Raw genomic sequence first — 13,531 nt, forward strand, 5'->3', positions numbered from 1 at the left:
AGATCACCAGGGTGTGGGTCTTGGAGATCGAGGCGGTGAGCTTGCGCAGCGCCTGACTCATCAGGCGCGCCTGCAGGCCGGGCAGCGAATCGCCCATCTCACCCTCGATTTCGGCCCGAGGCGTCAACGCCGCGACCGAGTCGATGACGATGATGTCCACCGCCCCTGAGCGCACCAGGGTGTCGGTGATCTCCAGCGCCTGCTCACCGGTGTCGGGCTGCGAGACCAGCAGGTCATCCAGATTGACGCCGAGCTTGTGGGCGTAGGACGGGTCGAGCGCATGCTCGGCGTCGACGAAGGCGGCGGTGCCGCCCGCCTTCTGCACCTCGGCCACCACATGCAGGGCCAGCGTGGTCTTGCCGGAGCTTTCGGGGCCGTAGATCTCGACGATCCGGCCCTTCGGCAGGCCGCCGATGCCCAGCGCCAGGTCCAGGCCGAGCGAGCCGGTGGAGACCGACTCGATCTCCACGATCTTGCCCTTGTCGCCCAGCTTCATCACCGAGCCCTTGCCGAAGGCCCGGTCGATCTGCGCCAGCGCCGCCTCGAGCGCGCGCTGCTTTTCAGAGTCGTCTTTTGCCACGAGCTTCAATGCCGATTGCGCCATGTTCCGAACCCTCTCTATCCCACGATTCCGCCGACGGGGCGGGCCCAACCGCCACGCGGCCGCCGATGACTCAGACGTACCGTGTTCGTTCTGAGTTCGCAAGGCGTTCAGGGAAACAGAAACGGAACACGACCGGACATACGACCGTTTCTGACGTACCCTTGGGAGCGGTGGACCTACAGTCCGCCGACCACGCGGGCCTTGATGGCCTCGTACTCCGGTTCGGTGATCAGGCCCTGCGCCAGCATGGCGCGGGCGCGGGACAGGCGTTCGACCGGGTCGTCAGGCCCACCCGCCGCCGGCGCGGACCCGGTGAGGCGAGGCGGTTCCTCACCGCCGGCGCCCTGCGGATAGACGCCGGTGGCGATCTGCACGCCGCCGGCCTGGGCGCGCATCTCCTCCATGGAACGCACGCGCCGCTTCTCGCGCCAGGCCAGCTCCTGGGCCTGGCACTCGCGATAGAGCGCCTGGGCGGCCGCGATGGTGAGGCTGGAGCAGCGCAGGGTGCGCTCGCCGCCGTCCTGGACGACAGTGTCGGCGAGGCTGGCATCGAAGGTCAGGACGAGGCTGGCGGTGAACATGCCGACGGTGATCTTGGCTTCCTTCAGGTCCTGCCAGCGGATGTCGGTGGGCTGATAGCCGCCCAGCAGTGGGCGCTTCATCCAGATGAAACGCGCCGTGGTGGCCGCGGCCACGTGGCGACGGTGCAGCAGGGCATAGACTCGGTGCTCCAGGGCGTGCGCCACCAAGGCCTCGCCGGCGGTCAGCAGGGTTTGCAGCTGGACCTGCGGGCCTGCGGGGCCCGCGGCGGGCGTCGAGGGGGCGTCGGTCATCGTCAGGCTCCGCTGGGGACGCCGGTGAAGCTAGCGGGTCCGGCCGCGCCCCGCCATCAGCGGTTGCCGCGGCGCAGGCGTGTAACCGCCATCGGGGCCAGGGCGGCGGCCACGCCGCCGACGTTGGCGGCGAAGTCCTTGGCCTGGAACGTGCCGGACACCAGGCCGAACAACTGGGTGAGCTCGAAGCCGGCGCCCAGCGCCAGGAAGCCCGCGCCGATCAGCCAAGGATTCACCCGCGGGAACGACACGATAGTGAGCAGGGTCAGAAGGTAGCCGTACACCACATGCTCCACCACGTCCGGCGGCGGCGCGTTGCCGGCGGCGTTGTGATGCGGGTCGAGCGCGCCATAGAGCGCCACGGCGAACACCGCCACGAGGGCGGCGCGGGCGGCCCAGGCGAGGAGAACGGTCATGAATTGGGCCCTACCCGCCAGCGGCCTCCGCGTACAGGCCGTCGGTGTGTGCGGCGTCCGAACGTCCGGGAGGATCCTCGTCCTTCCGGCGCACAAGGGACCGTCCCTGGGCGACCTGACTTTCCCCTGTGACGGGAGCCGCGTTGACTCGGTTCGGCGGGGCGCCTTTATCTTTCGGCGACACGTTCTTGAGTGAGTTCCCGCCGGACTGGCGGGGATGGGCTGCTCCGATCGGCTTCAAGCCGGTGACGTACGTGTCGCCAGATCCGATGAGTATCTCCTCCTCGCCCGCCCGCGCTGGAACTTGGGGCTATCGCCATGTTCCATTCGCGTATTCTGAAATCGACTCTTGTGGCCGCCGCCTTCGCGCTCACGGCCGGGGCGACCCAGGCCGCCACCTACAACCTGACCTTGTACGGAGACCTCAGCCAGAGCAGCTACGGCGCCTTCGACTCCGGCGAATTCCACTTCGACACCTGGAGCCTTAACCTGACCGGGCTCGAACTGCTCGACGAGCCGATCACGGTTCTTCAGGGCGACACCATCAATGCGACCGTCCTATTCGACGGGCCGTTTACGATGCCTGCCTCCGAGATCCTGACGAGCTTCGCGGTCTTCTTCGGGAGCAGCTCGTTTCCCGCAGGCGACGTGAAGGTCAAGGGCCCGACCACCTTCCTGTTCGAGGGAAACCCGGTGCTCGCCAGCGACCCCGACGCCGGCACCGATACGGCCGGGCAGATCATCAACGGCGCCGTCTTCTTTCCGCCGGACAACGGTGAAGTCATTTACGACTCGTTTACGTCCAACTTCACGATCACCGAACTGCACGGGCCGGTGACGCTGGAGTACGTGAGCGCCGGATACCAGTTGCGCAGCCTCGCGGTGCCGGAGCCTGCAACCTGGGGGATGCTGATCCTGGGTTTCGGCGGCGTGGGGGCCACGATGCGCTCGCGCCGGCGTCTCTGCGCTGGCGTCTGGGCCACCGGCCGGACATGATCTGACCTGAGCCCTCCCCGATCACGGCGGCTGAGAGGTGGGCCGTGGTCGGGGAGATAGGCTCTTGTTCAAACGTGTGCTGATCGCCAACCGGGGCGAGATCGCGATCCGGATCGCGCGCGCCGCCGCCGGCCTGGGCGTGGAGAGCGTCAGCGTCTTCGCGCCGGCTGACGCCTTGGGACTGCACACGCGTGTCAGCACCGACAGTCGCGCGATCGGGACGGCCGGCGGAGATCCGGTGGCGGCCTATCTGGACGTCGAGGGCCTGATCGCCGCGGCGCTGGCGAGCGGGTGCGACTGCGTGCATCCGGGCTACGGCTTCCTGTCGGAGAACGCGACCTTCGCGCGGCGCTGCCTGGCCGAGGGGCTGACGTTCATCGGGCCGAAGCCGGAGACCCTTGAACTGTTCGGCGACAAGGTGAAGGCCCGCGCCCTGGCCCAGACGCTGGGCGTGCCGACCGTGCCGGGCAGCGAGGGCGCCCTGCCCTCTGCCGAGGCGGCGGCGAAGGCGGCGGCGCAGATCGGCTATCCGGTGATGCTGAAAGCCTCGGCGGGCGGTGGCGGGCGCGGCATGCGGCTGGTGGCCGACGCCTCCGAACTGGCGGGCGCGTTCGAGCGCTGCCGCAGCGAAGCGCAGGCGGCGTTCGGCGACGGCTCGGTGTTCCTGGAGAAGGCGGTCGTCCGGCCCCGGCACGTCGAGGTCCAGGTGCTGGCCGACGCGGGCGGCGAGATCATCCACCTCTGGGAGCGCGACTGTTCGGTGCAGCTCAGGAACCAGAAGGTCGTGGAGATCGCGCCCGCCGCCGGGCTGGAGCCTGGCCTGCGGAGCCGGATCCTGGCCGACGCGCTGCGGTTGGCGAAGGCCGGCGGCTACGTGAACGCCGGGACCGTGGAGTTCCTGGTGACCGCGGAGACGGGCGAGCATTACTTCATCGAGTGCAACCCGCGCATCCAGGTGGAGCACACGGTCACCGAGGAGGTGACCGGCGTCGACCTGGTCGAGGCGCAGTTCCGCATCGCCGCGGGGGCGACCCTGGCCGACCTGGGCCTGAACGAGCCGCCGCCAGCGCGCGGCTTCGCCGTGCAGGCGCGGGTGACCGCGGCGGGGGCCGGGACGCTGAGCGGCTATAAGGAGCCGGCCGGGCCGGGGGTGCGGGTGGACGCCTGCGGCTATCTGGGCCTGACCCCGCCGCCGCAGTTCGACCCGATGTTCGCCAAGGTGATCGGCCGGTCGGGCGCGAGCCTGGCCGCGGCGGTGGCGCGGACGGCGGCGGCGCTGGGAGAGTTCCACATCGCCGGCCTGCCGACCAACCTGGGGCAACTGCGTGCGATCCTGGCCCAGCCGGCCGTGGCGGCGGGCGATGCGCGGACGACCCTGCTGGCCGAACGGCCGGAGCTGGCCTCGCCCACTGGCGGCCAGAGCGGCAAGCCGCAGGGCGCGCTGGCGCTGCTGGAGCAGGCCGGCGGCGCCGGGCCGGGCCGCCGGGGCCCTGCCCCGCCCCCGCCGCCCTCGCTGCCGGTGGGCGACGGCGAGGAAGGCGTCGAGGCGCCGATGGGCGGCACGCTGCTGGAGGTGTCAGTGGCGGTGGGCGCGACGGTGAAGGCTGGCGATGCCCTGATGGTGATCAGCGCCATGAAGATGGAGACCGCGGTGACCGCCCCCTGCGCCGGGGTGATAACGGCGATGGTCGCCGAGGTCGGCGCCACGGTGGCGCCCAGCCAGGTGATCGCGGTGATCGCACCCTCGGAGGATGCGCAGACCCGCGCGGCGCGGCAGGCGGAAGCCGCCGCCGACGGCTGGCAGCCGATGATGGACCAGGTGGCGGCGCTGCAGGCCATCGCCCACGCGCGCTTCGCGCCCGGCTCCACCGATCCCGGCGTGGTGCGCCAGCGCAACCGGCAGAAACTGACCTGCCGCGAGCGCATCGACCTGTTGCTGGACGGCGGCACCTTCCGCGAGGTCGGCAGCCTGGCGGGGTTTGCGAGCTACGACGGCGACGGCAACGTGGCCGACTTCACCCCGGCCAACCACGTCGGCGGCTGGGGCGGCGTTTCGGGGCGGCGCGCGGTGGTCTGCGCCGACGACTTCACCTCGCGCGGCGGCCACTCCGACGGCGCCATCGGCCAGAAGAGCCGCTACCTCGACCAGCTCTCCATGGAGTTCCGCTGTCCGTCGGTGCGCCTGCTGGACGGCTCCTCCGGCGGTGGCAGTGTCGCCACCATGGTCCCCAAGCAGGCGGAGGGAACCACCTCGGTCAAGGAAAGCTCCGGCGCCATCCAGGCCGGACGGCCCAGGGTCTCCGGCGGCGGCGGCTCGTTCCTGCCGGGCCACCTGGGTACGGAGATGTACGCCAAGCAGCTCGGCCTCGTGCCGGTGGTCAACGTCCTGCTGGGCAGCGTGGTGGGCATCGGGGCGGCGAAGGCGGTGCTGGGCCACTTCTCGGTCATGGTGCGCGACATCGCCCAGCTGTTCGTCGCCGGGCCGCCGGTGGTCAGCCACGCCATGGGCTACGACGTCACCAAGGAAGACCTGGGCGACTGGCGAATCCATTGCCGCAACGGCTCGGTGGACAACCTCGCGGAGACCGAGGCCGACGCGATCGCCCAGACGCAGCGGTTCCTGTCCTACCTGCCCTCCAGCGTCTTCGAGGCGCCGCCGGTGCACAGGGCCGACGATCCGGCCGACCGGCGCGAGGAGGAGCTGTTCTCCATCGTGCCGCGCAAGCGCACCACCACCTTCGATATGCGCCGCGCGATCCGGCTGATGGCCGACAAGGGCAGCTTCTTCGAGATCGGGCCCCTGTGGGGGACCGACCAGATCACCGGCCTGGCGCGGTTCAACGGCCACCCCGTGGGGATAATCGCCTCGGACAGTCGCCATGAGAACGGTGGCGCGCTCACGGCCGACGGCTGCGACAAGCTGCGCCGTCACCACGACCTCTGCGACCTGTTCCACCTGCCGATCGTCAACCTGGTGGACAACCCGGGCTTCGCGGTGGGGATCGAGCACGAGATGGCCGGCACCATCCGCAAGGGCGGCGAGTGGATGGTCGCCTTCAGCCAGGTCAGCGTGCCGATCTTCACGGTGATCATGCGCCGCAGCTTCGGCGTGGCCGGTAACAACTACGCGACGCCCAAGGCCAGCGCCTCGGCCCGCGTGGTCTGGCCGGCGGCCGACGTGGGCGGCATCCCGCCGGAGGGGGGCATCGAAGCCGCCTACAAGCGCCAGCTCGCCGAGGCCGCGGATCCGGTGGCGCTGCGGGCCGAGATCGAGGCGCGGATCGAGAGCGTCCGCGGGCCGGTGGGGCCGCTGAACCACTTCCAGATGGAGGAGATGATCGACCCGCGCGACACTCGCCCGTGGATCTGCGAGTGGGTGGAGGGCGCCTCACGGATCGCCACGCTGCCGGCGCAACTTGTCCCGCGGCCTCTCGGGTATCGGCCATAGGCCCCGTGGGCGGAAACCTGCCTTGACGGTTTCGCTATACGCCTGTCCTCTTAAAGCACGGAGGGTCTTGGCGCGTGACGAGTCGGCCGGACAGTCGAGACGCTTGCGGCCTGATCGCACCCCCGTCGGGCGCGTTGACGGCCCTGACGCAGGCGCCCCTGGGCATTGCGATCTTCGACCGCGAGATGCGCTACCTAGCCGCCTCGCAACAGTACCTGACCGACCAGGGCCTGCCGGGCGACACGCCGCTTGTGGGGCGTGTGCACTACGACGTCTTCCCGGCCGTGCCGCAGAAGTGGCGCGACGGTCATGCGCGGGCGATCGCAGAAGGCGTCGAGCTCAGCCACGAGGCCGACCCCTACGAGCCCGCTCCTGGCCGCACCGAGTGGATTCGCTGGCGGGTAGCGCCCTGGCGCGACGAGGCCGGCGAGATCGGCGGCATCGTGCTCTATACGGAGGTGGTGACCGCCCAGGTCGTGGCGCGGCAGCGACTGGAGGCGGCCGAGGCCCGTTACCGCGCGGTGTTCAACCAGGCGGCGACCGGCGTGGGGCGGGTGTCGCCGCAGGGTCGTTTCCTGGAGGTGAATGACCGCTTCTGCGCCATCACTCGCTACAGCCGCGAAGAGCTCCTCGACCTCACCTTCCAAGAGATCACGCATCCCGACGACCTGGAAGGTGACATCGCCCAGGTGCGCCGTGTGCTGTCCGGCGAAATCCCGACCTACACGCTGGAAAAACGCTACCTCAGCCCGTCCGGCGACGTCGTCTGGATCGACCTGACAGTCTCGCTGGTCCGCAAGGCCGATGGGAGCCCCGACTACTTCGTCTCGATCATCGAGGACATCGCCACGCGCAAGCAGGCCCAGGCCGAGCAGCAGCGCTACCAGAGCCAGCAGCGACTGATGATCAACGAGCTGAACCACCGCGTGAAGAACACGCTGGCGACGGTGCAGTCGATCGCCGCCCAGACCTTGCGCGCCGAGCCCGAGCCGGCGGTCGCTTACAGCAAGTTCGAGTCTCGCCTCATCGGCCTAGCCGAGGTGCACGACGTCTTGACCCGGGAGAACTGGCACGGAGCCGCGCTGCAGGAGGTGGCCGAGCGCGCCATGCGGCCGTACGCCGGCGCAGCGGGCCGGATCGTGTTGGCGGGGCCACAGGTGTGGCTGGCGCCCGGCGCGGCGCTCACGCTCGCGCTGGTGTTCCACGAGCTGGCCACCAACGCGGTGAAATACGGCGCCCTCGGCCTTGCGGGCGGTCGCGTCGCGCTGGGGTGGACCTTCGAGGCGGGCGACGCGCGCCTGGCGCTCACTTGGTCGGAAAGCGGCGGACCTCCGGTGGCGCTGCCAACCCGCAGGGGGTTCGGCTCGCGCCTGATCGAGCGGGGGTTCAGGGGCGAGCTGAGCGGACAGGCCGAAATGCGCTACGATCCTGGCGGCCTCATCTGCGCCATGGAAGCCCGCCTGTCGCCAAGCCCACCGGCCCTGTCGCTGCACGACAACGCCGCGCCCGCGGGCGCTGAATAGCCCTCTAGGCCCCTGCGCCGATCCCGTTCAGGACCATCGTGGCAAGGAAGGCGAGGAAGCTCAGGGACAGGCCGACCAGCATCACGCGGTAGGCATAGCCGATCAGCCTGTACTTCTTCTGCGCGAGCACCTTGCCGTTCTGGTAGATGTCGTGCGCGAAGGCTTCGTAGATCGTGCGCGGGTCGGTGGCGACCTCCAGCAGGCGCTCGACATATTCGTCCTCGGCCATCTGCGTGAACGACCCGAAGAACAGGATATTGCGGATCGAGTCCGGCTTGGGTCCCGCCTTCACCGACGGCAGGACCGCCAACACAGTCAGGAACGCGGCCACGAAGGCCGTGGCTCCGAGAATCATCAGCGCCGGCTGCGGCTGGCCCAGCCGCGCCTGGCCGACGGCGATGGTGAAGATCACGAAAGTGATGCCCAGCAGCATGCTGGCCTTCTGATCGGCCATCTGGCTCAGCTGGTACTGCACCTGCACGGTGGTGCGCAGCAGGTGCACCCCGTCGGCCGAGTAAGTTGGCCGAACCCCCGCTGCCTGATTTCCGTCGCCCATGCCGCTCCGTATCCCCCTGAGCCGCTCAGCATAATCCGTATGGGCCTCCCGCCCCAAGCCCTGTCACGCAGGTGTCACAGGCGCGCGCGAATTCGGGCTGGCGCTTAGCGCTGCTTTCGCGAACAGTGTTAACCATGAGTAACGCCGCGGATATGAGTTACATCATCCCGCCGCAGCAGGAACGTTCGACGCGGTTCCTGTGGCGCGTGCTGGAAGCAGCCGAACGGATACTGCGGCGCGACGGATCGGAAGGTCTGACCATGCCGGCAGTGGCCCAGGAGGCCGGTGTCTCGGTGGGTGGCATCTACCGGCGCTTCCAGGCCAAGCAGGCGCTTCTGCGGGCCGTCAAGGACCGCCACATGGCCCGTTCGGAAGCGGCCATGGCCGAGGCGATGGAAGCCGGGCACGGCAGCCTGGACGAGGTGGTTTGCAGCTTTCTGGCGACGCTCGTCGGCGACTCGGCGCTCGAGACGGAGAGCCTGTTCGGCGTGATCATGGAGCCGCACCGGGACGACCTCGTGATGAACACCCGCGGTCAGGTGTCGGAGGCCCGGCAGCGCGCTAGCTTCGCCCTGGCCCTGCGACCCTTCCGCCACCAAATCGCGCATGACGATCCGGACGCCGCGATCGACATGGCCTTCCTGATGGCGGTTTCCGTGTTCATGCGCCGGGCAACGGGCAAGGGTGCGACCCAGCCGATCGATTGGCCGGACCTGAGGCGTGAACTGGCGCGGGCCATGATCGCGTACCTGCGGGGACCGGCGGACTGACCGTGCCCGGCAGGTGCGCCGGGCCGGGAGACGGACGGGGCGGCGGGCCGTTCGGTCCGCGCCGCCCCGGCAGCCGCTAAAGCAGGTCGCCGCCGCAGGCGCCGGCCGTCGTGCCGTTGGCCTTGAACGCCTTGATGACGTTGCGGCCCACGGTCCAGCGGTGCACCTCATCCGGCCCGTCGACCAGACGCTGCGAGCGGATGTGGGTATACCAGGCCGCCAGCGGGGTATCGCGGCTGTAGCCGAGGGCGCCGTGCAGCTGGATGGCCGTGTCGACCACGTGGTGGACCATGTGGGCCAGGTACACCTTGGCGATCGAGTTCTCCTGCCGCATGTCCATGCCCTTCTCGGCCTTGTAGGCGATGTGGAGCAGCATCAGGCGCGAGATGTAGAGCTGGCTCGCGCACTCGGCCATCATGAACTGGACGGCCTGGCGCTCATCCAGCTTCTTGCCGAAGGTCTCACGCTTGGTGATGTGCGCGGCCGCCAGGTCCAGAGCCCGCTGGGCCATGGCGATGTTGTGCATGCCGTGGCGCAGACGCCCGTAGGCAAGGCGGTGCTGGCCCATGTCGAAGCCCTTGCCTTCGCCGCCGACGATATTCTCGGCCGGGACGACAAGGTCCTTGATCTCGATCTCGGAGTGGCCGCCGCCGACGATGTGCGACAGCGGGCCCTCCATGGCCATCGTCTCGATGTCGCGCTTGATCTTGTAGCCGGGGTTCGGCAGCTCGACGATGAAGGTCGAGAACTGCTGATGGCGCGGGCCTTCCGTGTCGGTGCGCGCCATGACCAGGGCAAGGTCGGCGACGCTGGCCGCCGAGGAGAACCACTTCTCCCCGTTCAGTATGTAGTTCTCGTTGCCGTCCTTGACCGCGGTCGTGCGCATGCCGGTGGCGTCGGCGCCGGAGGCCTTCTCCGTCATCGAATAGCAGACGCGCTTCTCACCGTTCAGCAGCGGCTTAAGGAACTTCTCCTTCTGAAACTCGGTGCCGTGGGCGATCAGCGTCAGGATGGTGGCGTCGTCCGGCCCCTGGGAGTTCATGGAAAGCGCGCCGAGATAGCTCTCGCCCAGCTCCATCTGCACCAGGGCGTTGGCCAGCGGGCCCAGGCCCATGCCGCCGTATTCCTTGGGCACGAAGGGCATCCAGAGGTCCTGGGCGCGAGCCTTGGCCCGCAGCTCCGCGACGACCTTCTCGTAGCTCGCCTTGTCCGTGACCCGCTCCTGCGCGGGGATGCACTCGTCGTGCACCCACTGGCGGACCTTCTCGCGGACCGCCTTGGCCTCAGCGGGGATTTCGAAGTCGATGGACATGGCGCGGCTCCCAACAGTTGTTTGAACGCACCGTAGGCGCAGCCGGCTTCCGGGCAAGCGGAAAGCGCCGGGCTTTGACGCTGCGTCCGACTGCCGTTCGTGCGGAGCGAGAGGCGGCTAGAGCGCCGCCTCTGTGGCTTCCATCTCGTCGCGGATCCAGTCGTGGCCACTCGACACCATCACACCCTCGAGCGCGGTGATGTGGCCGCGCAGGCGGTCGCGGATGTCCTTCGGCACGTCGTCGCGGGTGGCGATCCAGCGGGCGATCTGGTGCACGGCGAAGGCGGTGTGCAGGGCGAGGCGGTCACGGTCCTCGTTGGTGAGCTGCATAGGCGGGCCCTTCTCGGCGTTTCCGAGAGAAAGCCTAGCACGGCCTTTCGGTTCAGTCCGCTCGGCCACCACGCCGCCTTGACAGCATGGATTACAGTCGTAACGTGAATCACAGCTACAGGTGTAAGATGTCGAAGATCTCCGGCGCCGAAAGCCACATCATGGAGGCCCTCTGGACCCGAGGCCCGCTGACCGCCGAGGAGATCGTGCAGACGGTCGGTCCCGCCCAGGCCTGGGGCGAAGCCACCGTGAAGACCCTCATCAACCGGCTTCTGAAGAAGAAGGCGCTGGCGTCGGAACGCGCCGGGGGCCGGGCGCTCTATCGAGCTGTGGTGAGCCGCGAAGACTATGTCACGGGCGAGAGCCAGGGGCTGCTGGACCGCCTGTTCGGCGGGCAGATCGCTCCGCTGGTGGCCCACTACGCCCGTCATCGGGAGCTTTCGCCCGAAGAGATCGCCCGGCTCAAGCGGCTGATCTCGGAGCTCGAGACCGACGATGACTAGCCTCATCCTTGCCGATCTCATTCGGGCGAACCTGGCCGGCGCGGCCGCGATCCTCGTGGTGTTGCTGGTCCGCGTTGCAGCCCGCCGGTTCGTCGGGCCGGAAATGGCCTACTACCTCTGGGCCGCTCCGCCACTGGCCGCCCTGGCGACCCTCATGCCCGCCCCCACCGTCGACGGATTCCCACCGGCAGACGCCCTTGCGCATGCGGTGCGGGACTGGTCCGCGCCGGCGCTCGTCATCTGGGCCTTGGGGCTGGCGGTAACCCTGGCGGCGTTCGGCTGGGCGCAACACCGCTTCCTCGCCGCGGCCCGCGCCGGCAAGGCCGGCCCTTCGGTGGTCGGCGTGATCGCCCCACGCATCTACATGCCGCCGGACGACGGCCGCTACACGGCCGAGGAGCGCGCCGTCATCCGCGCCCACGAGCACGAGCACGTGGTCCGCAGCGACCCGCGCGCGGGCGCGCTCGCCGCCGCGCTTCAGGTGCTGTGCTGGTTCAACCCCTTCGTCCACATCGGCGCCCACGCGATGCGGCTGGACCAGGAGCTGGCCTGCGACGCAGCCGTACTGCGCCGGCGACCGCACGATCGCTGCCTCTATGCCAAGACCCTCCTCAAGACCCAGCTTGACGCCCAGATGCTCCCCTTCGGCTGCCGCTGGCCGGCCAAGGGCCTGCACCCGCTGGAGGTGCGCGTCGGCCTCCTGCGCTCGCCCGTGCGCTACGATGGCCTGGCGGGCCCGATCCTCATCGCCATGGGCCTGACGATCATCACGCTCTGCGCCTGGAGCGTGCAGCCGCCCGACCCACGCCATCCGCAGCCGGTCATCGACCTCTGGCGGAACCAGCCATATCGCCAGGTCTCCGTGATGCTGGTCGCCCACCCCGCGCTCGAAGTCCCCAACTAGTCATCGCTTGACACTCCATTTTACGCCTGTAACCGTTGAGATGAACCACGGGTGTAAGATGTCGAAGATCTCCGGTGCCGAAAGCCACATCATGGAGGCCCTCTGGACCCGGGGCCCGCTGACCGCCGAGGAGATCGTGCAAACGGTCGGCCCGGCCCAGGCCTGGGGCGAAGCCACCGTGAAGACGCTCATCAACCGCCTGCTGAAGAAGAAAGCGCTGGCGTCGGAGCGCACCGGGGGCCGCGCCATCTATCGGCCGATCGTCACCCAGGCCGACTACGTCACCGGCGAGAGCCAAGGCCTGCTGGACCGCCTGTTCGGCGGCCAGATCGCCCCGCTGGTCGCCCACTACGCCCGCCACCGCGCGGTATCACCGGACGAACTGGCGCGGCTGAAGGCCCTGATCGCGGAGCTCGAGACGGACGATGAGTGAGCTCGCGGCAGTCCTGGGTCCCGACCCGGCCACGGGTTTCGTCGCCGGTGTCCTGGCGGTCAACCTGGCGCTCGCCGCCGCCGTCCTGGCCGTGGCCTTGGCGCGGCTGCCGGTGCGGCGCTTCTTCGGCCCGGGGACCGCCTGTCAGCTCTGGCTCATCCCGCCCGTCGCAGGGCTCATCGCCACCGCCCTCGTCTTCACGCCCGCCGACAGCGACTCCGCCTCGGCGGCCGCCTCTGTCCGGCTTCCGCAACTCTTCAGCCTCCTGCTGCCAGTTTGGGCGCTCGGCGCGCTCACCATGGCGGCGGTCTTCGCGACCGCCCAGGCAAGGTTCCTTGCCCAGGTGCGGGCCGGGCGCGGCGGGCCCGCGGTGGTCGGGTTCATCGCGCCCCGGGTGGTGCTACCGGCCGACGACGGCCGCTATTCCGCCGACGAGCGCGAGCTGATCCGGGCGCACGAGCGAGCGCACGTGGCCCGGAAGGACCCGCGCGGCGCGGCCTTCGCGGCTCTGTTCCAGTGCCTCTTCTGGTTCAACCCTTTCGCCCACCTCGCCGCCTACCTCGTGCGCCTGGACCAGGAGCTGGCCTGTGACGCCGCGGTGGTGATGAACCGTCCCGGCGCCCGCGCCCTCTACGCCCGCACCCTGCTCAAGACCCAGCTGGCCGGTGCGCCCCTGCCGTTCGGCTGCTATTGGCCGGCGCGCAGCCAGCATCCTCTGGAATTGCGGATCGCCTCGCTGAAGCGGCGCGCCGGACACGGACCGACCAGGCCCGCGGGGATGATCGTGGTGCGTGCGCCCGTGGACGCCATCCGGCCCTAAGGGCACGGGTTGACCGAGCCCCGTCGGGCCTTAGCGTGCGCCAACGAAAGACGGGAGCGACGCCATGCCGGAAGCCATCCTCG

At 69.5% G+C, this 13,531-nt stretch carries 14 protein-coding genes; 8 read left to right on the top strand and 6 right to left on the bottom strand.

Going from position 1 to position 13,531, the window contains the following annotated elements; all coding sequences use genetic code 11:
* The 3 genes from recA to QZV94_RS16800 all read right to left on the bottom strand — a co-directional run.
* Nucleotides 1-604, bottom strand: a 604-nt coding sequence (gene recA, locus QZV94_RS16790; protein WP_293679230.1) for a recombinase RecA, incomplete at its 3' end; no start/stop codon positions are given.
* A 176-nt stretch (nt 605-780) separates the two neighbouring features.
* Nucleotides 781-1,437 (bottom strand): SHOCT domain-containing protein, encoded by a 657-nt coding sequence (locus tag QZV94_RS16795; protein ID WP_293679232.1) that lies wholly within the window; start codon nt 1,435-1,437, stop codon nt 781-783.
* A gap of 56 nt (nt 1,438-1,493) precedes the next feature.
* Complete coding sequence (locus QZV94_RS16800; protein ID WP_293679234.1) at nt 1,494-1,853, bottom strand: hypothetical protein; 360 nt, start codon at nt 1,851-1,853, stop codon at nt 1,494-1,496.
* 351 nt (nt 1,854-2,204) lie between these two features.
* Between QZV94_RS16800 and QZV94_RS16805 the strand changes: the two genes are divergently transcribed.
* The 3 genes from QZV94_RS16805 (at nt 2,205) to QZV94_RS16815 (ending at nt 7,820) form a co-directional block, all read left to right on the top strand.
* The gene (locus QZV94_RS16805) at nt 2,205-2,849 is read left to right on the top strand and encodes a PEPxxWA-CTERM sorting domain-containing protein (RefSeq protein ID WP_293679236.1); all 645 of its coding nucleotides are present in this window, start codon (nt 2,205-2,207) and stop codon (nt 2,847-2,849) included.
* 64 nt (nt 2,850-2,913) lie between these two features.
* A complete protein-coding gene (locus QZV94_RS16810; protein ID WP_293679238.1) occupies nt 2,914-6,297 on the top strand; it encodes a carboxyl transferase domain-containing protein in 3,384 nt (1,127 codons plus the stop codon).
* Nucleotides 6,298-6,431: 134 nt separating this feature from the next.
* Complete coding sequence (locus tag QZV94_RS16815) at nt 6,432-7,820, top strand: sensor histidine kinase (RefSeq protein WP_293679240.1); 1,389 nt, start codon at nt 6,432-6,434, stop codon at nt 7,818-7,820.
* 4 nt (nt 7,821-7,824) lie between these two features.
* On the opposite strand, the gene QZV94_RS16820 is transcribed toward QZV94_RS16815, so the two are convergent.
* Nucleotides 7,825-8,376 (bottom strand): Pycsar system effector family protein, encoded by a 552-nt coding sequence (locus tag QZV94_RS16820; protein WP_293679242.1) that lies wholly within the window; start codon nt 8,374-8,376, stop codon nt 7,825-7,827.
* A 71-nt stretch (nt 8,377-8,447) separates the two neighbouring features.
* Here QZV94_RS16820 and QZV94_RS16825 point away from each other — a divergent pair, with 71 nt between their 5' ends.
* A complete protein-coding gene (locus QZV94_RS16825; RefSeq protein WP_293679244.1) occupies nt 8,448-9,146 on the top strand; it encodes a TetR/AcrR family transcriptional regulator in 699 nt (232 codons plus the stop codon).
* A 76-nt stretch (nt 9,147-9,222) separates the two neighbouring features.
* On the opposite strand, the gene QZV94_RS16830 is transcribed toward QZV94_RS16825, so the two are convergent.
* Complete coding sequence (locus QZV94_RS16830; protein WP_293679246.1) at nt 9,223-10,458, bottom strand: acyl-CoA dehydrogenase family protein; 1,236 nt, start codon at nt 10,456-10,458, stop codon at nt 9,223-9,225.
* Between the two features lie 117 nt (nt 10,459-10,575).
* Complete coding sequence (locus QZV94_RS16835; protein WP_293679248.1) at nt 10,576-10,788, bottom strand: hypothetical protein; 213 nt, start codon at nt 10,786-10,788, stop codon at nt 10,576-10,578.
* A gap of 128 nt (nt 10,789-10,916) precedes the next feature.
* On the opposite strand from QZV94_RS16835, the gene QZV94_RS16840 reads away from it, so the two are divergent.
* The 4 genes from QZV94_RS16840 to QZV94_RS16855 are packed head-to-tail and all read left to right on the top strand — an operon-like array spanning nt 10,917 to nt 13,448.
* Complete coding sequence (locus tag QZV94_RS16840; protein WP_293679250.1) at nt 10,917-11,291, top strand: BlaI/MecI/CopY family transcriptional regulator; 375 nt, start codon at nt 10,917-10,919, stop codon at nt 11,289-11,291.
* Nucleotides 11,284-12,195, top strand: coding sequence for a M56 family metallopeptidase (locus tag QZV94_RS16845; protein WP_293679251.1), 912 nt, complete (start codon nt 11,284-11,286; stop codon nt 12,193-12,195). The genes QZV94_RS16840 and QZV94_RS16845 overlap by 8 nt, the downstream gene beginning before the upstream one ends.
* A 58-nt stretch (nt 12,196-12,253) precedes the next feature.
* Nucleotides 12,254-12,628, top strand: a complete 375-nt coding sequence (locus QZV94_RS16850; RefSeq protein WP_293679252.1) for a BlaI/MecI/CopY family transcriptional regulator — start codon at nt 12,254-12,256, stop codon at nt 12,626-12,628.
* A complete protein-coding gene (locus tag QZV94_RS16855; protein ID WP_293679253.1) occupies nt 12,621-13,448 on the top strand; it encodes a M56 family metallopeptidase in 828 nt (275 codons plus the stop codon). The genes QZV94_RS16850 and QZV94_RS16855 overlap by 8 nt, the downstream gene beginning before the upstream one ends.
* The last annotated feature ends 83 nt before the right edge of the window (nt 13,449-13,531 follow it).

The organism is uncultured Phenylobacterium sp. (assembly GCF_902826855.1).
In the GTDB taxonomy this organism is placed as follows: Bacteria; Pseudomonadota; Alphaproteobacteria; order Caulobacterales; family Caulobacteraceae; genus Phenylobacterium.